The 23,623-nt window shown below is 34.9% G+C and carries 21 protein-coding genes; 10 read left to right on the top strand and 11 right to left on the bottom strand.

What is annotated here, in order from left to right; genetic code table 11:
- The first annotated feature begins 50 nt into the window (after positions 1-50).
- Entirely contained in the window at positions 51-1,118 is a 1,068-nt protein-coding gene (locus ACP7AV_RS03475) for a glycosyltransferase (protein ID WP_426090771.1), read from the top strand.
- Between the two features lie 79 nt (positions 1,119-1,197).
- Here ACP7AV_RS03475 and ACP7AV_RS03470 read toward each other — a convergent pair whose 3' ends face one another.
- Both ACP7AV_RS03470 and ACP7AV_RS03465 read right to left on the bottom strand, forming a co-directional pair.
- Positions 1,198-2,247 carry a sensor histidine kinase gene (locus ACP7AV_RS03470; protein WP_426090770.1) on the bottom strand — a complete coding sequence of 350 codons (1,050 nt, stop codon included), beginning with the start codon at positions 2,245-2,247 and terminating at the stop codon, positions 1,198-1,200.
- Positions 2,248-2,931 carry a response regulator transcription factor gene (locus ACP7AV_RS03465; protein WP_426090769.1) on the bottom strand — a complete coding sequence of 228 codons (684 nt, stop codon included), beginning with the start codon at positions 2,929-2,931 and terminating at the stop codon, positions 2,248-2,250.
- Positions 2,932-3,106: 175 nt separating this feature from the next.
- Here ACP7AV_RS03465 and ACP7AV_RS03460 point away from each other — a divergent pair, with 175 nt between their 5' ends.
- From ACP7AV_RS03460 to ACP7AV_RS03445, 4 genes are all read left to right on the top strand, one after another.
- Complete coding sequence (locus ACP7AV_RS03460; RefSeq protein ID WP_426090768.1) at positions 3,107-5,860, top strand: TonB-dependent receptor domain-containing protein; 2,754 nt, start codon at positions 3,107-3,109, stop codon at positions 5,858-5,860.
- A gap of 177 nt (positions 5,861-6,037) precedes the next feature.
- Complete coding sequence (locus ACP7AV_RS03455; RefSeq protein ID WP_426090767.1) at positions 6,038-7,246, top strand: hypothetical protein; 1,209 nt, start codon at positions 6,038-6,040, stop codon at positions 7,244-7,246.
- Between the two features lie 102 nt (positions 7,247-7,348).
- Positions 7,349-7,687 (top strand): T9SS type A sorting domain-containing protein, encoded by a 339-nt coding sequence (locus tag ACP7AV_RS03450; RefSeq protein WP_426090766.1) that lies wholly within the window; start codon positions 7,349-7,351, stop codon positions 7,685-7,687.
- Positions 7,688-7,833: 146 nt separating this feature from the next.
- On the top strand, positions 7,834-8,814 hold the full coding sequence (locus ACP7AV_RS03445) for an acyl transferase (RefSeq protein ID WP_426090765.1): 981 nt from the start codon (positions 7,834-7,836) through the stop codon (positions 8,812-8,814).
- A 69-nt stretch (positions 8,815-8,883) separates the two neighbouring features.
- On the opposite strand, the gene tyrS is transcribed toward ACP7AV_RS03445, so the two are convergent.
- The gene (tyrS, locus tag ACP7AV_RS03440; protein ID WP_426090764.1) at positions 8,884-10,176 is read right to left on the bottom strand and encodes a tyrosine--tRNA ligase; all 1,293 of its coding nucleotides are present in this window, start codon (positions 10,174-10,176) and stop codon (positions 8,884-8,886) included.
- A gap of 183 nt (positions 10,177-10,359) precedes the next feature.
- On the opposite strand from tyrS, the gene ACP7AV_RS03435 reads away from it, so the two are divergent.
- Positions 10,360-11,349: an NAD-dependent epimerase/dehydratase family protein gene (locus ACP7AV_RS03435; protein ID WP_426090763.1), complete on the top strand. Its 990-nt coding sequence runs from the start codon at positions 10,360-10,362 to the stop codon at positions 11,347-11,349.
- 13 nt (positions 11,350-11,362) lie between these two features.
- Here ACP7AV_RS03435 and ACP7AV_RS03430 read toward each other — a convergent pair whose 3' ends face one another.
- The 3 genes from ACP7AV_RS03430 to ACP7AV_RS03420 are packed head-to-tail and all read right to left on the bottom strand — an operon-like array spanning position 11,363 to position 13,877.
- Complete coding sequence (locus ACP7AV_RS03430) at positions 11,363-11,788, bottom strand: DUF4296 domain-containing protein (protein ID WP_426090762.1); 426 nt, start codon at positions 11,786-11,788, stop codon at positions 11,363-11,365.
- 10 nt (positions 11,789-11,798) lie between these two features.
- Complete coding sequence (locus ACP7AV_RS03425) at positions 11,799-13,139, bottom strand: dihydroorotase (protein WP_426062850.1); 1,341 nt, start codon at positions 13,137-13,139, stop codon at positions 11,799-11,801.
- A 12-nt stretch (positions 13,140-13,151) separates the two neighbouring features.
- A complete protein-coding gene (locus ACP7AV_RS03420; RefSeq protein ID WP_426090761.1) occupies positions 13,152-13,877 on the bottom strand; it encodes a polyprenol monophosphomannose synthase in 726 nt (241 codons plus the stop codon).
- A gap of 103 nt (positions 13,878-13,980) precedes the next feature.
- Here ACP7AV_RS03420 and ACP7AV_RS03415 point away from each other — a divergent pair, with 103 nt between their 5' ends.
- The 3 genes from ACP7AV_RS03415 (at position 13,981) to ACP7AV_RS03405 (ending at position 16,177) form a co-directional block, all read left to right on the top strand.
- A complete protein-coding gene (locus ACP7AV_RS03415; protein ID WP_426090760.1) occupies positions 13,981-14,652 on the top strand; it encodes a DUF4271 domain-containing protein in 672 nt (223 codons plus the stop codon).
- 12 nt (positions 14,653-14,664) lie between these two features.
- Positions 14,665-15,414: a uroporphyrinogen-III synthase gene (locus ACP7AV_RS03410; RefSeq protein WP_426062847.1), complete on the top strand. Its 750-nt coding sequence runs from the start codon at positions 14,665-14,667 to the stop codon at positions 15,412-15,414.
- A gap of 292 nt (positions 15,415-15,706) precedes the next feature.
- Positions 15,707-16,177 (top strand): Lrp/AsnC ligand binding domain-containing protein, encoded by a 471-nt coding sequence (locus tag ACP7AV_RS03405; RefSeq protein ID WP_426062846.1) that lies wholly within the window; start codon positions 15,707-15,709, stop codon positions 16,175-16,177.
- Between the two features lie 93 nt (positions 16,178-16,270).
- Here ACP7AV_RS03405 and ACP7AV_RS03400 read toward each other — a convergent pair whose 3' ends face one another.
- From ACP7AV_RS03400 to ACP7AV_RS03380, 5 genes are all read right to left on the bottom strand, one after another.
- Positions 16,271-16,957 carry a zinc metallopeptidase gene (locus tag ACP7AV_RS03400; protein WP_426090759.1) on the bottom strand — a complete coding sequence of 229 codons (687 nt, stop codon included), beginning with the start codon at positions 16,955-16,957 and terminating at the stop codon, positions 16,271-16,273.
- 94 nt (positions 16,958-17,051) lie between these two features.
- Positions 17,052-17,648: a hypothetical protein gene (locus ACP7AV_RS03395; protein WP_426090758.1), complete on the bottom strand. Its 597-nt coding sequence runs from the start codon at positions 17,646-17,648 to the stop codon at positions 17,052-17,054.
- The gene (locus ACP7AV_RS03390; protein ID WP_426090757.1) at positions 17,638-18,108 is read right to left on the bottom strand and encodes an RNA polymerase sigma factor; all 471 of its coding nucleotides are present in this window, start codon (positions 18,106-18,108) and stop codon (positions 17,638-17,640) included. Before ACP7AV_RS03390 ends, ACP7AV_RS03395 begins: the two co-directional genes overlap by 11 nt.
- Before the next feature lie 2 nt (positions 18,109-18,110).
- Positions 18,111-18,959, bottom strand: coding sequence for an alpha/beta fold hydrolase (locus ACP7AV_RS03385; RefSeq protein ID WP_426090756.1), 849 nt, complete (start codon positions 18,957-18,959; stop codon positions 18,111-18,113).
- 180 nt (positions 18,960-19,139) lie between these two features.
- Positions 19,140-22,238 (bottom strand): leucine--tRNA ligase, encoded by a 3,099-nt coding sequence (locus tag ACP7AV_RS03380; protein WP_426090755.1) that lies wholly within the window; start codon positions 22,236-22,238, stop codon positions 19,140-19,142.
- Positions 22,239-22,723: 485 nt separating this feature from the next.
- On the opposite strand from ACP7AV_RS03380, the gene ACP7AV_RS03375 reads away from it, so the two are divergent.
- Positions 22,724-23,599: a cell division protein FtsX gene (locus ACP7AV_RS03375; protein ID WP_426090754.1), complete on the top strand. Its 876-nt coding sequence runs from the start codon at positions 22,724-22,726 to the stop codon at positions 23,597-23,599.
- Positions 23,600-23,623: the final 24 nt, after the last annotated feature.

Here is a 23,623-nt window from a genome sequence, read left to right as displayed (position 1 = left end):
GGTTGATTGCCTAACTTTCAAAGTAAAAACAACGAACTTATTTATCGCACATGGATTTGAAATCGGAACAAAAAACTATTTTAGTTGCACCTTTAAATTGGGGTTTAGGTCACGCAACACGATGCATTCCAATCATTAAAGCGTTATTAGAAAACAACTATATCCCAATAATTGCATCCGATGGGATAGCATTGGCATTGTTAGAAAAGGAATTCCCCAACATACAAACACTGGAACTTCCCTCATACCAAATAGAATATGCAAAAAAAGGACAAAATTTCAAATGGAAATTATTAAAAAATAGTTTGAGAACCCTAAAAGCTGTTCGCCAAGAAAAAAAAATAACTGAAAACTGGATTGAAAAATACGCCATTGACGGCATTATTTCGGATAACAGGATGGGTGTTTTCGATAGGAAAGTTCCCTCGGTGTATATCACACACCAATTGAATGTATTGACAGGGAATACAACTTGGATTACAAGCAAATTCCATCAATATGTTATGAATAAATACACCGAATGCTGGGTTCCGGATCATCCCGGCAATCTAAATCTGACGGGGAAACTGGGTCATATTGACAACGTGAATCCCAAAATCAAACATATTGGACCGGTAAGCAGACTGCAAAAGAAACTGTTGCCCAAAAAGTACGACTTGCTTGTGATTCTTTCGGGACCGGAACCTCAACGGGGATTATTAGAAACCCATTTAAAAAAAGAAATCGTTCGGTTTGAAGGAAATGTGATTTTTATCGAAGGAAATGTTGAATCTGAGCAGAAAATTGTTGTAAAAGGAAATGTAACCTATTATAATTTCATGAATTCAACAGCGCTGGAACAAGCTTTTAATGAAAGTGAAATGGTGCTTTGTCGTTCCGGTTACACCACAATAATGGATCTTGCAATCTTAAGAAAGAAGGCTTTTTTTATCCCCACACCCGGGCAATACGAACAGGAATATTTGGCTAAAAAATTAAAGAAAGAAGGCCTAGCTCCTTATTCGAATCAAAATGATTTCAGGATGGATAACATTCAGGAAATTCAAAATTATAAAGGGTTGCCACGATTAGATTCTAAAATAGATTGGACAAATTTATTTCAGGTTTTTGAGAAATAGCAAATTTTTTTAGGCATAAAAAAAACCAATTCTGATGAATTGGTTTTTAAAATAGTAAATCTTTATTAACTATATTTTCTTAATTGTTTCTTACTTTTTCAAGAGTAAAAGAAAATTCAGACCCGACTCCAAAAGTACTGTCTACATAAATTTTCTCCTCATGGGCTTCGATTATGTGCTTTACAATAGATAATCCCAAGCCAGAACCTCCCTCTGTTCTAGCACCACTTTTATCTACTCTGTAAAAACGTTCAAAAAGTCTGGAAATATTTTTTTTCTCTATTCCTTCGCCGTTGTCGGTTACTCGAACGATTACTTTTTCATCTGTTAAGTCTTCAATACTGACTTCGGTTGATCCCTTTAATTTTCCGTATTTAATAGAATTCACAATCAAATTCATGACCACTTGCTGGATTTTTTCCTGATCGCCCAGAACCATAATAGGTTTGTTGTATTTCATATCAAACATCAACAAAATATCTTTTTTGGAAGCTTTCATTTCAAGCAAATCAAACACATTTTGAACGAGTTTAACGATATCAAATTTAGCTACTTCCAAGTTCAATTCGCCAATTTCGAGTTTGGAAATCATATCTAAATCCTGAACAATGTAAATGAGTCTTTCCACACCTTTTTCGGCTCGTTCTAAGTATTTTTTTCGAATTGTTTTGTCGTTCATGGCGCCGTCAAGCAAAGTTGACAGATAGCCTTGAACCATAAAAAGCGGAGTTTTGAGTTCGTGAGAAACATTGCCCAAAAACTCTCTTCTGTATTCTTCACGGACTTTTAATGTTTCTATTTCCAGTTTTTTATCCGTGGCAAACTTTTTGACTTCACGGGTAAGTGTGGCCATATCAGTAGTTATAGGCTGATTCCTAAACGTACTTGATTCCAGGAGAGAAACATCGTCGTATATTTTTTTTACCTTTTTATAAATGAAACGTTCCACCCGATATTGAATTACGACAAAGGAAAATGTAGCAATTGACAAGGCAAAAAGAAGGGAAAACTGATAAGAAATAGTAAAAAACAAATAGGTGAGATAACTAACTAATCCTGTAGAAAAAAGAGTAATATATAAAGCCGACTTGACGGCAAAACGATATGTTTTTTTAAAATTTATTGTCATTTATACTTCAAACTTATATCCCACTCCTTTGATTGTTTTGAAGAAATCTTCGCCTATTTTTTCACGTAATTTTCTGATGTGAACGTCAATTGTTCTTCCGCCCACCACTACTTCATTACCCCAAACTTTATCCAAAATTTCGTCTCGTTTGAATACTTTTCCAGGTTTTGAAGCCAAAAGATAAAACAACTCAAATTCTTTTCTGGGTAATGCAATTTCAATATTATCTTTTACAATTTTGTATTCTTCCCTGTTGATTTCGATTCCGCCTACGTTCAGTGTTTCGCTATTTTGCTCTTTTTCCTTTAATCGGCGCAACAAAGCTTTTACTTTACTGACTAATAATTTAGGTTTGATAGGTTTGGTAATGTAATCATCTGCACCAGCATCAAAACCAGCAACTTGCGAGTAATCTTCGCTTCTGGCTGTCAGGAAAGTGATGAGAACATTGCTAAGTTCCGGAATTTTTCGAATGTTTTCACAAGCCTCCATTCCATCCATTTCCGGCATCATAACATCCATTATAATAAGGTCTGGAATTTCCTTTTTTGCCATGGCTACAGCCTCTTTGCCGTTTGCCGCTGTAAAGATTTGATATCCTTCCTGAGAGAGGTTGTACCCTACAATTTCTAAGATATCCGGTTCGTCGTCTACTAATAGAATCTTGGTGTGTTTTTTCTTCATAAAGCGCCAAAAATTGTTTTTGAATTGTAAATGTAATAATAAATGGGGTATTGAAAAGCTGTTAACCGTAATTTAATATTGGGTTCATTTTAGAGCACAAAACAAAACATAACCATAACAAGCCAGTAACTTACATTTTACATTTCGGGCGTTACTTTGCAAAAAAATTAAACAAATGAAACTCAAGTTACTATTTTTCACGTTATTACTTACAGGCATTTCTTTTTCACAAAATAAAGGAACAGTTACTGGAATGTTAACAGACAAAGATGCTAATAATCAATCCTTACCATTTGCTAACGTTGTTATTAAAGGTACAACAAAAGGAACCAACACAGATATTGATGGGAAATATTCCATTGCTGCAGCACCGGGAAACTATATTATTCAATTTAGTTTTGTAGGTTATGAATCCGTAGAAGTTCCCGTAACTATTGTTGCAAATGAAATTGTAACTATAAATCAAGCATTAGGTTCCGGAAGCTACAAACTAGAAGATGTGGTAATTAAAGCAACTGCACCAAATCGAGAAAAGGAAACTGCCTTATTGTTAGACCAAAAAAATGCTGTGGAGATAAAGCAAACAATTGGTGCACAAGAACTCTCTAGAAAAGGGATCAGCGATGTAGCAACAGCAGTAACTAAAACCACTGGAATAACTAAACAAGAAGGTTCCGGTAATATATTTGTAAGAGGCTTAGGGGATCGTTACAACTCAACAACCATGAACGGCTTACCAATTCCATCAAATGATCCAGAAAAGAAAAATATTAATTTAGAAATTTTCTCTACAGATATTTTAGAATACGTTTCCATAGACAAGGTATACAATAGTAAATTATACGGTGATTTCGCAGGAGGAAATGTAGATATAGTTTCTAAAGATTACAAAGGAAAAGGATTTGTAAAAGTTGATATTGGTTCAAAAGTAAACACTAACTCTATCAATGACAATAACTTTTCATTACAAAAAGGAGCCAGCAGCTCCGGATTTAGCAATGCGCTCATACCTGCAAATCCTTTGACTCAATACAATTTCGGAACCTTGCAACTAGACAATAAGGCTCCATTTGGAAGTTCAGTCGGAATTTCTGGAGGAAAATCATTTAATGTTGGCTCAGAAAGCAAACTTAATGTTTTTGCAAATGTATCTTTTGGTAACGATTACACTTCTAGAAGTAATGGTTCAGCAAAAGGAAACGTAAACGGGAGCGGTGTAGTAAATAAGAATTTTGAAGATTACACTTTAATTAGTTACAATACCAATTTTACCAGCATGGCTAATATTGGATATAAAATTAACAATAATAATAAAATTAACTTCAATTCAGTTTTCATCAATACCTCTTCGTTGAGCAAAGAGGAGTACACTGGATATATCGTTGATATTGCAAACAATGGGAACGGTTTAATCCGTCGTAATAAATATGAAAAAAACAGTTTATTCATCAATCAACTATTAGGTGAAAACAAAATAGGAGAGCGTTCAAAATTAAATTGGGGAGCTTCTTATAATATAATCAAAGGTGACATGCCGGACAGAACTCAAAACATTTTTAGAAAAGAACCAAACGGATTTGTTTTATCTAGTATTTCTGCTCCGGACAATCACAGATATTTCCAGAAATTAACAGAAAATGAAGCTGCCGTAAACCTTTCTTTTGATTATAAATTCAACAAAACAGAAGATGACAACTACAAAGGTAAATTTACTTTTGGCTACAACGGTCGATTTAAAACTAGGAACTTCGAAGCATCACAATTTAATTTCAAAGCAAATCAAAACTTTAGTAGCACAATTGTAGATCCAAACAATTTAGATTTATTTTACAACCAAGCAAATTTTAGCAATGGCTATTTTGACATCACTACATTTAGAGGTGGTTTTCAAGTTCCAAATGCCCTAGATCCGCAAACATACAATGGCAATCAATATATTAATGGTGGTTTCTTGAACACCGAATATAAATTTAAAAAACTAACTACTGTTGTAGGTTTGAGAGGAGAATATATCTTCCAAAAAGTAGACTGGAACACACAATTAGATCCTGATGGTGGATTTAATGAATTAGAAAAAATTGCTTTTTTACCAAGCGTAACGATGAAATATGAACTAAATGAAAAACAAAATTTACGTTTTGGATTTAGTAAAACCTACACACTACCACAATTTAAAGAAAGAGCACTATTTGTATACGAAGATGTCACTGAGGTTAAGGTGGGAAATCCAAACTTGTATGCATCTGACGATTATAATTTTGACTTAAAATGGGAAATGTTTCCAAAAAGTGAAGAATTAATATCAGTAACTGCTTTCGGTAAATACATTCTTAACCCTATGAATGAGGTAACTATTGCATCGTCAACAAATGATATTTCATTTATAAATACCGGAGATTTTGGTTATGTTGCCGGTGGAGAGGTAGAATACCGAAAATTGCTTTTTAATTTTGATGAAAATAACACTAAAAAATTATCAGCAGGAATTAATGCGTCTTACTTATACAGCAATCAAGAATTGAACACTGAAAAAGTAATTAAAGAAACGGATTACAATGTAGTTTTTACTAATACAAAAAGTAAGTTTACGGGCGCATCAGATTTATTATTAAATGCGGACATATCTTTATTAAACGAATGGAATGACAAACAAGGTAGTTTAAACACAACTTTAGCATATACGTACTTCTCTGATAGAGTTTATGCAATTGGAACTAATGACAAAGGAGATTTAGTGGACAAATCATTCGGTTCATTAGACTTCATTGCCAAATCAAAATTAAACAAAAGATTAGGAATAGATTTTATAGTAAAAAACCTTTTAGATCCGACCATAGATAGAGTACAAGAAAACAGATCTGGAGACGTGAATGTTTTATCTTATAAAAAAGGTCTTCTTTTTAGTGTAAATTTAAATTACCAATTCTAAGATTTAAGAGCAGCTAACACTGCTCTTTTTTTATAATAAACTATCTTAACGAAAGAAACATTAAATTAACAATAAAGTCAAGTTAATTTAAACAAACAATTACAGTCGCTTAACCTTTATAAAGCAAACTTTCAAGATCTTTGAAAAATCTAAACAAACACAAATTTTATTACAATCATGAAAAAATCAATTTTACAATTATTAGGTATTTTAACTTTATCAGCAACTCTTGCGACAGGTTGTTCAACTGATAATAACAGTACAGATTCTGCTTCATCAACATTTGTCATTAATCCTAACGACTTTAAAGGAACAATTAGTGATGGAGAAGTTGTATTAGTTTCAGGAACAACTTACAAATTATCAGGAAAAATTCAAGTAAATAGCGGCGCTACATTAACTATTCCTGCAGGAACAAAAATTGAGGGTACAGGTGGAACAGCATCTTATATCGCAGTGGCTCAAGGTGGGAAATTAAATGTAAACGGTACTGCTAGTAATCCTGTGGTGATGACAAGCGGTTTAGCAGCTAAAAAAGCTGGAGACTGGGGAGGTTTGGTTATATGCGGTAAAGCACCTATCAACCGTGTAAGTGGTGGAACTAGTACTGCTCAATCAGAAGTTGCAGATTTAACTTATGGTGGTACTGTAGCAAATGACAATTCTGGGTCTATCAGATATTTGAGAATAGAGTACGCTGGAGCTGCTTTTAACAGTGAGAAAGAATTTAACGGAGCATCTTTATTTGGAGTAGGTTCAGGAACCACTTTCGAGTATGTTGAAGCTTACCAAGGTGCTGATGATGGTTTCGAATTTTTTGGAGGAACAGTAAATACGTCTAACTTAATTTCTTTCGGAAACGAGGATGACCAATTTGACTGGACTGAAGGTTGGAATGGAACGAACACAAACTGGTACGGAAAAATATCATTTGGAAAAGGAAATAGAGGAATTGAAGCAGATAATTTTGAATTAGGTTTTGCTAATACTCCAATTTCTAATCCAACAATTACTAACATTACTTTAGTTGGTCCAGGAAGTACAGCTGCTAGTGCAACTTACACTGAAAATCAAGGTATAAAATTGAGAAGAGGTACAAAAGCAATTTTCTCTAACGTAGTTTTAAGCTCATGGGCTACAGGAGTTGATGTAGAAAATGATGAGACTTTAAGTGCAATTGGTACAGGTCTTAAAATTACTGGAATAAACTTTTTAGCAGATGTAACAACTAAAACTAAAGGAAAAAAGACAGCTGTAGCACCTGCTACAAGTGGAGTTAGTGCAGATGCATCATTAATTATAGTTTCTGAATTAAGCACATCAAATGGAGCTGGAAACGGTGTAAATACTCCTTCTTGGTCTACAGGATGGTCTATCGGACTATAATTTTCATATAATTCAATATCAAACATCCTGAGCAATCAGGATGTTTTTTTTTGGTATGCTTTTTGAATTTATATTTGTACATTTACTTCTCAAACTTATCTGATGGCAAAAAACTACTTTTATATTATTATTGTATTGGTTCTTTTATTTTCTCTGAACGGCAGTGCTCAAGAAATTAAACAACAACCAAGAATGCAAGAAACCGCCACTATAGAAGGTTTAAGCTTGTACCCGAATCCTGTGAGTAATGGCAAAGTTTACATTTCTACAAAAAACGAACTTGATAAAGAAATAATTATTTTTGATGTCTTAGGAAAAAAAGTACTTCAAACCGTGATCAGCTCTAGAGAATTAAATGTTTCGAATCTTTCTTCAGGAGTTTACATTATAAAAATCAATGAAAGAGAAGCATCAGCAACCAGAAAATTAATTATCCGATAATTTCAAAAATACAGCACTAAAGCTCCAATTGCAATTGGGGCTTTTTTTGTGTCTTGTTCAAAAGGAATTAATCCTAAGACTCAAGTTTATCCAATTCCGTTATTGGTTTGCCTTTGAATTTTTGATTACTTTTGCAAAAAAAATTCTTGATCACATCACCAGATATATTTACCATTTCAAGTCAAAAACAGTTTGAAAAAATTGCCTTGAAAATGTTTCGTTTCCAATATGAAAACAATAAAGTGTATCAGGAGTTTTGTGATTTTTTAAAAACAGATCCTCAAAAAGTAAAATCTCTTCAACAGATTCCATTTTTACCGATTCAGTTCTTCAAAAGTCACGAAGTGGTTTCTAATACCAATCCCATTCAAGAAACCTTCACCAGCAGCGGAACCACCGGAATAATTACCAGCAAACATCTAGTTACCGATGTCAGCTTGTATAACGAAAGTTATCGTAAAGGATTTTCTGAATTTTATGGCAATATTGAAGATTATGTTGTTTTGGCCTTGCTTCCATCCTATCTGGAACGAGAAGGCTCATCCTTAATTTACATGGTAAAGGATATAATTGCAGAATCAAATCATCCCGAAAGTGGTTTTTACCTGCACAATCATCACGAACTAATTGCTAAACTTATCGCTTTAGACGAGGTCGGCCAAAACGTCATTCTGATTGGGGTGACTTTTGCGTTGTTAGACTTAATCGAGAAACAACAGTTCCAACTGCAGCATACCATTATCATGGAAACGGGCGGTATGAAAGGCAAAAGAAAAGAAATGATTCGGGAAGAACTGCACGAACAATTGTGTAAAGGTTTTGGCGTTTCGGCCATACATTCAGAATATGGAATGACCGAATTACTTTCGCAAGCGTATTCTTTAGGAAACGGAGTGTTTGAATGCCCCTCTTGGATGCAAATCCTCGTTCGTGATACAGAAGATGCTTTGACCTACATCCAAGACGGAAAAACAGGCGGAATCAACGTGATAGATTTGGCTAACATCAATTCCTGTTCGTTTATTGCCACGCAGGATTTGGGCAAAAAAAACCCCAACAACTCTTTCGAGGTACTGGGACGTTTTGATAATTCTGATATTCGTGGTTGTAATTTGATGGTTTTGTAAGAAGGTTTATGGTTAATTTGCTTAGTCGGTTAACTGAAGTTACAATTAAACAATTTACCAGTTAAACGATTAAACCACTCGCACCACAAAATAATTTTTCTTTCCGCTTTGCAATAATACGAACTGATTGTTGATTAAATCATTGCTCAAAAGCACGAATTCTTCAGCTACTTTTTCTTTATTTACTGAAATAGAATTGGCTGTCAAAGCTCGCCTTGCTTCACCATTCGATTTTAGAAATCCTGTTTTTTCGTTTAGAACGTCAACAATATTAATTCCAGTTTCAATTTCATTTCTGCTGATTTCCGCTTGAGGAACTCCATCAAAAACATCTAAGAAAGTGGCTTCGTCCAATTGTTTCAAATCATCCGAAGTAGAATTTCCGAACAAAATATTCGATGCTTTTATTGCATTTTCTAAATCTTCTGCTGAATGTACCATAACCGTAATTTCTTCGGCCAAACGTTTTTGTAACAAACGCAAATGTGGTGCTTCTTTGTGTTTTTCGGTTAAAATTTCGATGTCTTCTTTCGATAAAAAAGTAAAAATCTTGATGTATTTTTCCGCATCGATATCAGATGTATTCAACCAATATTGGTAAAATTTATATGGCGAAGTTCTTGCGGCATCCAACCAAATATTTCCGCCTTCGGATTTTCCAAATTTGGTTCCATCCGCTTTTGTAATCAACGGACAAGTCAACGCATACGCTTTTCCACTGGCGATTCTACGGACTAATTCAGTTCCCGTGGTGATATTTCCCCACTGATCACTTCCTCCCATTTGAAGCGTACAATTCTTTTGTCTGTACAAATGCAAAAAGTCATATCCTTGAACCAATTGATAGGTGAACTCTGTAAAAGACATTCCTTCGGCAGCTTCGGATGACAAACGCTTCTTCACAGAATCTTTTGCCATCATATAATTTACGGTAATATGTTTACCTACATCACGAATAAAATCCAGAAAAGAAAAATTCTTCATCCAGTCGTAATTATTCACTAACTCAGCCGCATTAGCCGCATCGGAGGTAAAATCCAAAAAACGAGCCAATTGCCCTTTTATAGCTTCTTGATTGTGACGCAATGTTGGTTCGTCCAATAAATTTCTTTCATTCGATTTTCCTGATGGATCACCAATCATTCCTGTTGCGCCACCCACTAAAGCTAATGGCTTGTGTCCAGAAAGCTGAAAATGTTTCAACAACATCACGCCAACTAAATGTCCTATATGCAATGAATCGGCAGTTGGATCAATTCCCACATACGCCACACGCATTTGTTCCATCAAATGTTCTTCTGTGCCGGGCATAACATCGTGGAGCATTCCTCTCCAAGTTACTTCTTCAATAAAATTCTTCATCTTTTTTAATCAATTTGCACAAAGATAATAATATCAATGGCAAAAATCAATTTCAATTACAATAACAATTTTTGTAAAAAAATTAATTTTAAAGTGCTAAATTGAAGTTGTGATTGAAAATGTCATCCGATTGAAATTGCTATTGCTATTGCCATTGAAATTGATTTCATTACATTTGTAAATATGATTTTAGTCACAGGAGGAACTGGTTTAGTAGGCGCGCATCTATTGCTTCATTTAATTGATAATGGAGAAAAGGTACGCGCTATATATAGAAGTGTCGCTTCAATGCAGAAAACCAAATCATTGTTCGCTACCTATAAAAAGGAATTCCTATTTGAGCAAATCGAATGGATTCCCGCAGATATTACTAAAGTTCCTTCCTTAGAAATTGCCTTTCAAAATATTGACACCGTGTACCATTGCGCCGCTTTGATTTCTTTTGACCCCAAAGATGAAAATCTATTGCGAAAAACAAACATTGAAGGCACGGCTAATATTGTGAATTTTTGTATCGCTTATCAAATAAAAAAACTGTGTTTTGTAAGTTCCATTGCCACTTTAGGTGACTTACTGCCTCATGAAAAATTCATCACAGAAGAAACGGAATGGAATCCGGAAAAGTACCATAATGATTATGCTATTTCTAAATATGGCGCCGAAATGGAAATCTGGCGCGGACAACAAGAAGGTTTAGATGTTATAATTGTTAATCCTGGTGTCATTCTCGGGCCCGGTTTTAGAGAACAAGGAAGTGGGCAACTTTTTACGAAAGTAAAAAACGGGTTGAAATTTTATACAATGGGCTCAACGGGATTTGTTGCCGTAACTGATGTTATTCGAATGGCGCATCAATTAATGCAAAGCGAAATTAAAAATGAACGCTTTACTTTGATTGCAGAAAATAGTATTTTCCGTGACATTCTCAATTCTATGGCCGATTCATTTGGTGTGCAACGACCTAAAATTCATGCTAAACCCTTTTTTATGGAAATACTCTGGAGGCTGGATTGGTTTGTTTCAAATGTGTTTCAGCAAAAGAGAAAATTATCCCAAGCCACTGTAAGAGCGTCCTATTCGGTAAATAATTATTCTAATGAGAAGATTAAAGACCGATTGGAAACTGATTTCATTACTATTCATCAATACATAAAAGAGATTTCTAAACTGTAAAACTGCAGTTATATTATTTCAATTTCGTTGTATCACCGACTATAGGAGCTGGTTTTTTATTTTTTTGAAGAAGTAGTTTCTTTTTCTTTTTTTCTAAATTCACTAATGAATCGACGCTTTTTTTATTGGCATCCAGTCGTTTTGAAATCTGTTCAAACATCAATTTATAATCATCATAATCCGATGCGTAATACACATTGCTTTTGGCAAACTGAAGGCTGTCAATTTTATATTTTTTATAAATATAGTCTCTTGAATTTATTTTAAAAGTATCCAAAGAAGCTGGATTTTGATATTTTATCGCCTCCAAAACAGCTAAATCATACATCACATCAAGCATCACGTCTTTCTCGATAAGACGTTCTGGTTTTTGCACTACTACGTCTTTACAACTTACTAAAAGAGTCAATATTGCTAAAAATGATACGATTTTTCTCATCTGATAAATTTTATCTTTCGAACAATAAGCGTTTTCCTGCACGAATATCTTTCACTTTAAAAGCGTTGTAGACTAATTGTCCGTTCACAAAAGTATGGGTAATTCTGGATTTAAAAGTAAATCCTTCAAATGGAGACCAACCACATTTAGCCAAAATGTTTTCTTTTTTTACGCTCCAAGGCAAACCTGAATTTACAATTACCAAATCGGCGTAATAGCCTTCTTTAATAAAACCTCGTTTCTCTATTTTGAATATTTTTGCCGGATTGTGGCACATTTTCTCCACAATTTTTTCTACACTTATTTTTCCTTGGTGGTGCGCTTCAAACATAGCCACGACAGCATGTTGCACTAATGGTCCGCCGGAAGGCGCATTCAGGTACGATTGCTTTTTTTCTTCTAAAGTATGTGGCGCGTGATCTGTAGCAATCACATCAATTCGGTCGTCTAGTAATGCTTCCCAAAGCACTTTTCTGTCATTAGCGGTTTTCACAGCAGGATTCCATTTTATAAGGTTGCCCTTCGTAGCATAATCATCATTGGTAAACCACAAATGGTGCACGCATACTTCGGCAGTAATTTTCTTTTCTTCCAATGGAATTTTATTTGTAAACAAATCCATTTCTTTCGCAGTGGAAAGATGAAAAATATGCAAACGGGCGCCTGTTTTCTTAGCCAACGCAACTGCTTTGGAAGAAGAAATATAACATGCTTCCTCGCTTCGGATGAGGTGATGCGCCGTAACGGGAACATCCTCTCCAAACTCTTCTTTGTATTTGGCTAAATTATTTTTGATCGTCGCTTCATCTTCACAATGCACCGCAATAAGCATGGGCGTACTCGAAAATATTTTCTCTAAAGTTGCTTCATTGTCCACCAACATATTTCCGGTTGACGAACCTAAAAATATTTTGATTCCGGCAACATTCTTTGGATTGGTCTTTAAAACTTCTTCCAAATTATCATTGGTAGCGCCCATCATAAACGAATAATTCGCATAGGACTTCTGGGCAGCCAACTCGTATTTTTGCTCTAATATTTCTTGGGTGACTGCATTGGGAATAGTGTTGGGTTGCTCGATGTAGGAAGTAATACCGCCTGCAACTGCCGCTCTGGATTCGGATTCAATATCGCCTTTGTGCGTCAGTCCAGGCTCTCTAAAATGCACCTGGTCATCAATTGCACCCGGAATCAAATAATTTCCTTCGGCATCAATAATCTTACAGTCCGAAAATTTGGCACTGATACTTTCTGAAATTTCAACAATTAAGTCATTCTCAATTAATACATCGCCTTCAAAAATCACTCCTTCATTTACTATTCTGGCATTCTTAATTAAAACCCTGTTCATCGTATCTTTTTCTTATAATGTGTTATATAATCTTTTTAATCTGAGCGCAATAACTCCAAAAACGGCTTCGACAATTATCGAATTACTCATTTTGGACTGCCCTTTTGTTCTGTCGGTAAAAATAATTGGAACCTCCGTAATTTTAAACTTTTTACAGTAGGTTCTGTACTTCATTTCAATTTGAAAGGCGTATCCAACAAATTTTATCTTGTCTAAATTGATCTCTTCTAAAACTTTTCTATTGTAACAGACAAAACCGGCTGTGGCATCATGAATTTTCATTCCCGTTATCATTCGCACATAAACCGATGCGAAATACGACATCAAGACGCGGCTTAAGGGCCAGTTTACCACATTTACTCCCGTCACATAACGGGAACCAATCGCTAAATCGGCATCACCAAAATGACAAGCGCTGTATAATTTTTCTAAATCATTGGGGTTATGGGAAAAATCAGCATCCATTTCAAAAATGTAATCATATTTTTGTCGCAGTGCCCATCTAAATCCATGAACATAAGCGGTTCCCAAACCTGCCTTCTTTTCTCTTTGTTCCAAAAACAATGTATCCTCAAATTCTGATTGAAGTAAAACGACCTTATCAGCAGTATGATCCGGCGAATTATCATCAATAATTAGAACATGAAAAGGTTTGTGTTGCGAGAGCACCGATCGAATAATGCTTTCTATATTTTCAATTTCGTTATAAGTAGGGATTATAACAATGCAATCATTCATATTTTGACTAATTTCCCTGCAAAAGTACCCTTTTTTTGCCATTTCAGCCTTAATAAAATTATAATAAAAAGAATGATAGAAAAATTAGTAATTTTGCAGCGTTATGATCGAAACTATACTTCACCCCCGAATAACTGAGAATAAAGACTGGGCAACCGTACTTTTTGTTCTTTCTTTTGCAATTATTGCGATTACTAAATCTGTTTTCGAAAATCGATTTGGTGATTTTGCAAACCTAATTTTTTCCAACAAATACACCAAAGTTTATAGGGACAGCAGCCATATGAGAAGTGGATTTACTGTCGCCTTATTTTTTGTCCAAGTCATTTCTCTTGCATTTTTCATTCAAATTTCGCTGAGTTATTTTGGTCATGCCTTAAAAACAGATTGGTTGCTCTACATTCAGATATTTACGTTTTTGGTTTTCTTTATTTTATCGAAATATTTGATTGAAAAAATAATTGCCACATCCTTCAATATCGAAGAATTTATGGAACAGTTTAACTTGCAAAAAGTGACTTACAGAACGTATATTGGATTATTCATACTGCCTTTGAATATAATTTTGTTTTATTACGACTCAATTTCAAGAAATATTCCGTTAGGAATCATAGCTATAATACTGATAATAAACATACTAACTTATTTTGTTTCAATAAAAAATTATCAAAATTTAATATTCGGTAAGTTGTTTTATTTTATTTTATATCTTTGCGCTCTCGAAATAGCTCCGTATTATTTTATGTATTATTGGTTTACAAAAGAGAGTGCTTAGAAAACGTTATATATGAAAGTGAAAACAATTTTGGTGTCACAACCCGAGCCCAAGGTGGAAAATTCGCCTTACTTTGAACTTCAGCAAAAGTATAAAGTAAAAATTGATTTCAGACCTTTTATTCATGTAGAAGGAGTTAATGCCAAAGAGATTAGACTTCAAAAAATCGATCTCAATCATTACACCGCTATTATTTTAACCAGTAAAAATGCTGTTGACCATTTTTTCAGAGTAGCTGATGAAATGCGTTATAAAGTTCCGGAAGGATTAAAATATTTTTGTCAGTCAGAAGCCATCGCTTTTTACCTGCAAAAATATGTAGTGTACAGAAAACGTAAAATTTACGTAGGACCAAAAGATTTTGCCGATTTATCTCCATTAATAAAAAAATACAAAGACGAAAAATTCTTGTTGCCTGCTTCAGACCAATTAAATGCCGATGCGCCTATTACGTTAAACGCATTAAAAGTAGATTGGACTCCAGCTGTTTTTTACAAAACGGTGATGAGCGATTTGTCTGATTTAGCTGATGTATATTATGATATATTGGCTTTCTTCAGCCCAACCGGAATAAAATCATTGTTCAAAAACTTCCCAGATTTCGAACAAAACAACACTCGAATTGCCGTTTTTGGAAGCACAACTCAAAAAGAAGCTTTAGATCATGGTTTGAGAGTCGATATTCTTGCACCAACACCAGCAACGCCTTCTATGACAATGGCTTTGGAAAAATACATTATTGAAGCCAATAAAGGAAAGTAAAAAAATACTTTTTAGATACAATTACAAAAGCCATTCGCAATCTGAATGGCTTTTTTTATGGCGCCAAGTGTAAAATCGCGTTGTGGTTCTTTTTCATGTATTAACGATAAGTAGAAATTAGTCCTGCTGTCAGTTTAAGCGCAGTCCATAATAATTTTAGCATTTCGACTGCACTTTATGTGACAAAAAACTTGCAATTAAAACGTTTTAAAAATCAAATTTAATCGTTTTTACCTTAAATTTGATTTCCAATCGAAACTAAATTTTGTATTTTAGTTTAAAATAACAACTCATGAAAATTAATTCCTTAATTGTAGAAATTGACGGCATCGACAAAGAAATTTTACGCGACCTGATGGAAGATGCCCGAAAACCAATTCTTCAAATCGCCAATAAAATAGGAATTTCAGGAGCGGCAATTCATCAACGTTTGCGGAAACTGGAGCAGTCTGGCGTTATTTCGGGATCAAAATTCACCGTAAACAATAAAATTCTGGGTTACAATACGATGGCTTTTGTTGGAATTTATTTGGACAAAGCAGCCCGAAATCCAGAAGCGGTGCGCGAATTAAAGAAAATCCCTGAAGTATTAGAATGCCATTACACCACAGGAAACTGGTCCATTCTGATAAAAATTATTTGTCGAGACAACGAACATTTAATGCATTTACTCAACACCAAAATCCAAGCGATAGAAGGTGTTTCCAGAACAGAAACCTTTATTTCCCTAAATCAGCAAATCGACAGGCAGATTCAATTATAGTTCCGTTTAATCGAACACCTGTTGCGTTGCTTATTGGACAAAAAAAACGTCTTGTTTTTGAACAAGACGTTTTTTTATTTTTAAACGAAAAATCTAATTTCTTCTTCCGCCCATATAAATCGAAACATAATACAACAAGGTTGCAATAGATCCTAAAGCAGCCACAACATACGTTCTTGCAGCCCATTTCAAGGAATCTTTAGCGCCAGCGTGTTCTTGTGGTGTCAACATTCTTTTGTTTTCTAACCAAGCCAATGCTCGATTGCTTGCGTCATATTCTACCGGTAAAGTAACTATGGAGAACAACGTCGTCGCTGCAAAAATGACAATTCCTACCAGTAGTAATTGTGGAAAAGTTTTCATCATCAAGATTCCTCCAAGCAAAATCCATTGCATGTAAGTGGAAGCCACATTTACTACCGGCACTAACTTAGAACGCATCGTCAACCATTGATATCCGACAGCATGTTGCACGGCGTGACCACATTCGTGAGCCGCCACAGCCGCCGCGGCCGCATTTCGTTGGTTGTAAACCGCTTCACTCAAATTCACTGTTTTATCTGCTGGATTGTAATGGTCCGTCAAACGACCCGGTGTCGAGATAACTCTTACATCGCGAATCCCGTTATCGGCAAGCATTTTTTCGGCGATTTCAGCGCCTGACATTCCGTTTTGTAATTGTAATTTAGAATAATGTTCAAATTTGCTTTTTAGTCTTGAACTAACTAACCAGCTGAAAAGCATAATAGCTCCGGCAAGAATCAAATAACCCATTCCCATATTTTTGTTTTTTATTTAAATGTTTAAAATAAAACATCAAATTTTGAACCATTTTTTTACAATGTCAAAATGGCACAAGAAAACAGCAATAACATTATTCATTAACACTCAACTGCTTATTTACAGCTTCAAATTTAGCGATCAAACCGTTGACTCTAGCCTGCTCTTTTTTGATTTCTTTTGGTCTTAAATAAAACCAAGTAAACCCAATCCATCCCAACATTACTACATAAGTAAAAATTCCCCAAAATATTGTCATACGGGATGTGTATTCATACATGTACAAACATAACCCGGATCCAAGCAGTATAAAATACAAACTTAACATGGTAGATTGCAAAAAATGCTGTTTTGTTTTAATCGAAATTAATTTTTGCAGGTATTCACTATTACTTTGAGTACGATCAACTGTTTTATAAAATCCAACTAATTTATTGTAGACGAACAAATACATCAGCATTGCGGAAATAGTCAAAATAATTCCGATTTTGGTTGAAATAAACTCAGGCTGATAAAAATACCAGATAAAAATAATAAATGCACTTGTCGCGATTAGTAAAACATTTGTTATAACTAATTTTCTAAGGCTTACTCTCTTGAAATATTTCAGTTTAGAAAGCAATTCCTCAATATTTGGCGGGCTTACGGCCTGTTGTTTCCATAAATCTTTAAAGTCAATATTATTGTCCATTTTCTTTAAACTTTTGAGTTAATTTTTCTTTTATTCTATGAATTTTTACTCTTGTATTGGCTTCTGAGAGTCCCACGATATTGGCAATTTCAGCTTGTTTTACATCTTCCAGTTCGAGTGAAATAATAATGCGATCGATTTCTGGCAATTCGGCAACGCATTTATACAAAAATAGAATTTGAGGTTCAAGCGAATAGTCCCTTTCTTCGGCAATATGAATCGGCAGTTCTGACTTGGGAAATCGTTTTTCTTTGTCAATCTGCCTCAAGCAATTGTTGGATGCAATTCGGAAAATCCACGTTCCGACACCCGATTCATTTCTAAATGTGTCAAGTTTTTGCCAAACAATAATAAACGTTTCCTGCGCCATATCCTGTGCAATGTCATAATCATTTACGTAACCCATGCACAATCGAAAAACCTTTTGCCAATAGGATTTGTATAGTTGTTCAAACTCCATTATTATGCTTTTATAAAGTTGTTTAGTTGTGCTAAATACCATTCTTTATCATCATACATAATAAAGTGTAAACCTTTGTTCGAATATTGAAAACTAGCCGTTTTTAAGTTTTTGTATTGTGCTTCTATAGGCCCTTTGTAATTTGAAAAACCAAATTCCAATAATATCAAAGCAGGACATTTTATTGCCGTAATTTTATCTCTCAAATCCGTATTGGAAAAATCACAATACATTTTGCCGAAAATTTTTCGGTCTGATTTCATGCTCCAACTAATTACTTCCTCTTGTTTTGAGGCATCTGCCAAAAGCATAGCCATATTTCTTTTTTGCATTTGATAAAATTCATCTTCAGACATAGTCGCTATTTGATTAACCATTAAAGAACAGTCGTTATTTTCTAGCGAGTTAAAAGATGGATTTCTTAAAGCGGCCAAACAAGGAAGCGCATCAACGACTACAATTTTGCTTATTAATTCAGGATAATCTGAAGCAATAGCCAACGCAAGCCCTCCGCCCATACTGTGACCAACTATAATTGGTTTTTCTATTTTGTTTGCTCTAATGTAGTTCACGATTTCTGTTTCCCAATTTATAAACGAAGCATCTGGTTGTGGTTTAATCCCAGCAAAACCCGCCATTGTAAATGTGTAACACGTAAACTCTTTTTCGAAATTAGATTTTGTTTCATTCCAGACATCTCCAGAACTGGCAAATCCGGGCAGGAAGATTATAGATTGTTTTCCCTTTCCTGTTTTGCTTATTTCAAACGGATACGATTTTATTTGTCCGAATACATTTAAATATAATGCTGAAAACAATAGAACTATAACCAAGAAGGAATACTTTTTCATTTTTAATAGATTTAAGTTGTTAAATGACCCAATTTTTCTTTTAGATACAGAATCTATTAAAATGTTACAAAAAGTTAAAAATAACACTTAATATATTATTTATTAGTTGTTTGAAAAACAAAAAAAAATCCCAATTCTAAATTTTAGAATTGGAATTGATTTATATCATAACACTATTTTTTACCCCACCAAATTAATAATTTTCCCCGGAACAATAATCACCTTGTTTGGCAATCTTCCTTCTAATTGCTTGATGGTTCTTTCGTCTTTCATTACGATTTCCTCGATTTGTTCTTTGGTTAAATCCAAAGGCAAGACCATAGTAAAACGCATTTTTCCGTTGAAAGAAACTGGATATTCCTTTTCGCTCTCAACTAAATATTTAGCTTCAAAAACAGGAAAGGCAACCGTTGCAATAGATTCTGTATTTCCTAACAGCGACCATAATTCTTCGGCGATGTGCGGCGCATACGGTGAAATGACGATTGCTAATGGTTCCAGAACAGCACGTGAATGACAGTTCTGAGTGGATAATTCGTTCACACAAATCATAAACTGAGAAACCGATGTATTAAAAGAGAAACCTTCAATATCTTCCGCTACTTTCTTGATGGTTTTGTGCAATGATTTTAAGTTGTCTTTAGTTGGTTCGTCATTGGTAACAATCAAACCATTATCATCAAAATACAAACGACACAGTTTTTTCAAGAAACCAAAAACTCCCGAAATTCCTGCGGTATTCCAAGGTTTAGCTTGTTCCAATGGTCCTAAAAACATTTCATACAAACGCAACGTATCGGCTCCGTATTCATTACAAATATCATCTGGCGTTACCACATTGTATTTTGATTTCGACATTTTTTCGATTTCGCGACCGACAATATATTTTCCGCTATCGTCAATCAATACCCCATTTTTACCAATAAAAATAGCATCTTTATAATCTTCTCTCCAATTTTTAAAAGATTGAATATTTAACTCCTCTGACAAATTTACAAATGAAACATCTGTATGAACAGGATTTATTTGAATATTAAATAGAGAAATGTCCTCAATTTTTAAATTCTCAATTTCTGCCTTAAACTTTTTGGTAACCTCATCATTAATCAAATATTTTTTAATTTGATTAATACTTTTTTCAATAATAATTTTTTCAATGATTTCCCTATCATTTATGGCATCATTGTCTTTGACAGAAAAAAAAGCTGGTCCTTTTGCTGAAGACAATACAAATCTAATATCTAAACCTTTAATGTGTACGAATGGCAAAACTCTATAAACAAAAGCACTCATCCCCAAAATCATACCCTGATTAATCAGTTTTTTGAATGGTTCTTCGGTCGGCGCAAAACCTTTATCTTTTAGGAATTTGTTCCAAAAACGGGAATACAATAAATGTCCGGTGGCATGTTCGCTTCCGCCAATGTATAAATCGACGTTTTCCCAATACGCCAATGCGTCTTTGCTAACAAACTCCTTTTCATTTTGCGCATCCATATATCGCATCCAATACCAGGAACTTCCTGCCCAACCTGGCATCGTGTTTAGTTCCAGTGGAAAAATGGTTACATCATCAACTAACTGGGTACTAACCACTGAACACTGAACACTATCCCAAGCCCAAACCAAAGCGTTTCCCAAAGGCGGTTGTCCGTCTTCAGTTGGTAAATATTTCTCTACTTCCGGCAAGATGATTGGCAAATGTTTTGCGGCAATCATTTGCGGCAAGCCATTCACATAATATACCGGAAACGGCTCTCCCCAATACCGCTGACGAGAGAAAACGGCATCACGCAAACGGTAATTGATTTTTCCTTTTCCTTGGTTTAGTTTTTCTAATTCTTCTATCGCTTTTTTAGTCGCTTCTTTGTACGTCAGTCCGTTTAGGAAATTAGAATTGGCGATAATCACATTGTCTTTCGAACCGTATGCAACCTCAGAAATATCCACATTTGCAAAAATGTTTTTGATTTCTGTCATACCATTTTGACCCTTGAAAAAATTCGCAAAAGCATAATCTCTTTCATCGCCACAAGGAACGGCCATAACCGCGCCTGTTCCATAACCTGCCAAAACATAATCCCCAATCCAAACCGGAATAGATTCTTTGGTAAAAGGATGTTCAGCATAAGCTCCGGTGAATACTCCCGAAATGGTTTTTACATCAGCCATGCGTTCTCTTTCGGAACGTTTTGATGTTTTTTCTATATAAGCATCCACTTCCGCTTTTTGTTCTGGAGTGGTTATTTGTGAAACCAATTCATGTTCTGGAGCCAAGGTCATAAACGTTACTCCAAAAATGGTATCAGGTCTTGTAGTAAACACATCGATATATTGCTGCTCACTTTCAACGTTTGACTTTTGACTTTCGACTTTAAAAGAAACAGTTGCACCAACTGATTTTCCAATCCAGTTTCTTTGACTTTCTTTGATGCTTTCGCTCCAGTCAATAGTATTTAAACCTTGTAACAAACGTTCTGCATAAGCAGAAATTCGCATGCTCCATTGGGTCATTTTCTTTCGCACCACAGTAAAACCGCCACGCTCTGAAACACCATTTACGATTTCGTCATTTGCCAAAACAGTTCCTAATCCCGGACACCAATTCACTTCAGTCTCGGCTAAATAAGTCAACCTATATTGCAACAAAATTCTCTCCTGCTGTTCTTTTGCGAAAGCGTTCCATTCATTTGCTGAAAAAGCTTCAATATTTTCATCGCAAACCGCATTGACATTTGCATTTCCTTCTGTTGAAAAAACAGAAACCAAAGCAGAAATATCTTCGGCTTTGTCGCTGTTTTTGTTGTACCAAGAATTGAATAATTGGATGAAAATCCATTGCGTATGCTTGTAATAATCGGGATTTGAGGTGCGCACTTCTCTGCTCCAATCGAAAGAAAATCCAATTTTGTCCAATTGCTTTCTATATCCCGCAATTTTATTTCCTTCCTTGTCCGTTCCTCCGTCAATATTGACCGAAGTCGTATCTTCGGGACGCTGACCCGTTTGAATCGCATACTGTTCCGCAGGCAATCCAAAACTGTCGTAACCCATTGGGTGCAACACATTAAAACCTTGGTGTCTTTTGTATCTTGAATACACGTCAGAAGCGATATATCCCAACGGATGTCCTACGTGCAATCCCGCTCCAGATGGATAAGGAAACATATCGAGTACGTAATATTTAGGTTTTTCTGCGTTATTTTCGGCTTTGAACGTTTCGTTTTCTAACCAATATTTCTGCCATTTGGCTTCTATTTCGTTCGGATTGTATTTCATTCCCTTTTTTTATTGTTTTTTTAATGGAGTCATGCTGTCGCGCACTCAAGTCATTCCTCTTTTTTATTGTTTTTTAATGGAGTCATGCTGTCGCGCACTCAAGTCATTCCCTTTTTTTATTGTTTTTTTAATGGAGTCATGCTGTCGCGCAGTCAAGTCATTCCCTTTTTTTATTATTTTTTTAATGGAGTCATGCTGTCGCGCACTCAAGTCATTCCTCTTTTTTATTGTTTTTTTAATGGAGTCATGCTATCGCGCACTCAAGTCGTTCCTTTTATTTACTGTTTTTTAGTGGAGTCATGCTTTCGCACACTCAAGTCATCTTTATAAAAGTTGCAAAGGAACAAAGCCTCACAAGGCTTTCTCACGATGACTATTTTTAGGTAGCAAATTTACATTTTATGCACGAAAATCGAAACTTTGAGCGTTATTAACTTCGAATAAAGAAATTCTTTATTATTTTTACCCAATAATTTCAATAAACTATGAGTTCTTCCTTTGATAATTTTCAAAAACGCCGGTTAATTTCCTCTTATTTTTCAGTAGTGCTAAGTGTATTCTTGGTTTTATTTCTATTGGGAATATTGGGACTTTTTATAATAAATTCTAAAAAATTAGCCAACGATTTCAAAGAAAATATCGCTATGACGGTTTTTTTCAAGAATGAAGCCAATGACAGTATTGTAAAAGCTTTTGGAACCCAAATAAAAGCAAGTCCATTCGTAAAATCATACACTTATGTCACCAAAGAAGCGGCCGCTAAAGAACATACCGATATTATTGGTGAGGATTTCATGGAATTTCTTGGGGAAAATCCATTACAAAACTCCTACGACATTCATTTAAAAGGAGATTATGTAATTAAGGACAGTATCACAAAAATTGAAGCTGGCTTGCGCAAAAACGCAATGATTTCGGATATTGTGTATGACAAACAATTAGTGAATTTAGTGAACGACAATATTAAAAAAGTCAGTATGTGGATTTTAGTAATAAGCGTATTCTTAGCTTTTATTGCCGTATTATTAATCAATAGTTCATTGCGTTTGTCCATTCATTCCAACCGATTTATCATTAAAACCATGCAAATGGTAGGCGCAACAAAAGCTTTTATCAGAAAACCATTTGTGATGCGAAGCATAAAACTGGGAATGATTGGAGCAGTTTTGGCCGTTCTGGCGTTAATAGGAGTTTTGATTTATGTTGAAACCAGTTTTCCAAATCTTGGGATTTTGGAAGACAAAGCTATGATTGGCTTGGTATTATTGGCCGTTTTAGGAATTGGCATTTTAATAACATGGTTAAGCACGTATTTTGCAACACAACGTTTCTTGAACTTGAGAACTGACGATCTTTATTAGTATTCAGTGTTCAGTCGCAGTGTT

It is taken from the genome of Flavobacterium sp. DSR3-2, from assembly GCF_049896525.1.
Lineage (GTDB): Bacteria > Bacteroidota > Bacteroidia > Flavobacteriales > Flavobacteriaceae > Flavobacterium.
This window is presented reverse-complemented; position numbering and strand designations above follow the sequence as displayed.

Coding starts and splice junctions, on each gene's coding strand:
- ACP7AV_RS03475 (WP_426090771.1), top strand. CDS start 51: ATGGATTTGAAATCGGAACAAAAAACTATTTTAGTTGCACCTTTAAAT.
- ACP7AV_RS03470 (WP_426090770.1), bottom strand. CDS start 2,247: ATGACAATAAATTTTAAAAAAACATATCGTTTTGCCGTCAAGTCGGCT.
- ACP7AV_RS03465 (WP_426090769.1), bottom strand. CDS start 2,931: ATGAAGAAAAAACACACCAAGATTCTATTAGTAGACGACGAACCGGAT.
- ACP7AV_RS03460 (WP_426090768.1), top strand. CDS start 3,107: ATGAAACTCAAGTTACTATTTTTCACGTTATTACTTACAGGCATTTCT.
- ACP7AV_RS03455 (WP_426090767.1), top strand. CDS start 6,038: ATGAAAAAATCAATTTTACAATTATTAGGTATTTTAACTTTATCAGCA.
- ACP7AV_RS03450 (WP_426090766.1), top strand. CDS start 7,349: ATGGCAAAAAACTACTTTTATATTATTATTGTATTGGTTCTTTTATTT.
- tyrS (WP_426090764.1), bottom strand. CDS start 10,176: ATGAAGAATTTTATTGAAGAAGTAACTTGGAGAGGAATGCTCCACGAT.
- ACP7AV_RS03435 (WP_426090763.1), top strand. CDS start 10,360: ATGATTTTAGTCACAGGAGGAACTGGTTTAGTAGGCGCGCATCTATTG.
- ACP7AV_RS03430 (WP_426090762.1), bottom strand. CDS start 11,788: ATGAGAAAAATCGTATCATTTTTAGCAATATTGACTCTTTTAGTAAGT.
- ACP7AV_RS03425 (WP_426062850.1), bottom strand. CDS start 13,139: ATGAACAGGGTTTTAATTAAGAATGCCAGAATAGTAAATGAAGGAGTG.
- ACP7AV_RS03420 (WP_426090761.1), bottom strand. CDS start 13,877: ATGAATGATTGCATTGTTATAATCCCTACTTATAACGAAATTGAAAAT.
- ACP7AV_RS03415 (WP_426090760.1), top strand. CDS start 13,981: ATGATCGAAACTATACTTCACCCCCGAATAACTGAGAATAAAGACTGG.
- ACP7AV_RS03410 (WP_426062847.1), top strand. CDS start 14,665: ATGAAAGTGAAAACAATTTTGGTGTCACAACCCGAGCCCAAGGTGGAA.
- ACP7AV_RS03405 (WP_426062846.1), top strand. CDS start 15,707: ATGAAAATTAATTCCTTAATTGTAGAAATTGACGGCATCGACAAAGAA.
- ACP7AV_RS03400 (WP_426090759.1), bottom strand. CDS start 16,957: ATGGGAATGGGTTATTTGATTCTTGCCGGAGCTATTATGCTTTTCAGC.
- ACP7AV_RS03395 (WP_426090758.1), bottom strand. CDS start 17,648: ATGGACAATAATATTGACTTTAAAGATTTATGGAAACAACAGGCCGTA.
- ACP7AV_RS03390 (WP_426090757.1), bottom strand. CDS start 18,108: ATGGAGTTTGAACAACTATACAAATCCTATTGGCAAAAGGTTTTTCGA.
- ACP7AV_RS03385 (WP_426090756.1), bottom strand. CDS start 18,959: ATGAAAAAGTATTCCTTCTTGGTTATAGTTCTATTGTTTTCAGCATTA.
- ACP7AV_RS03380 (WP_426090755.1), bottom strand. CDS start 22,238: ATGAAATACAATCCGAACGAAATAGAAGCCAAATGGCAGAAATATTGG.
- ACP7AV_RS03375 (WP_426090754.1), top strand. CDS start 22,724: ATGAGTTCTTCCTTTGATAATTTTCAAAAACGCCGGTTAATTTCCTCT.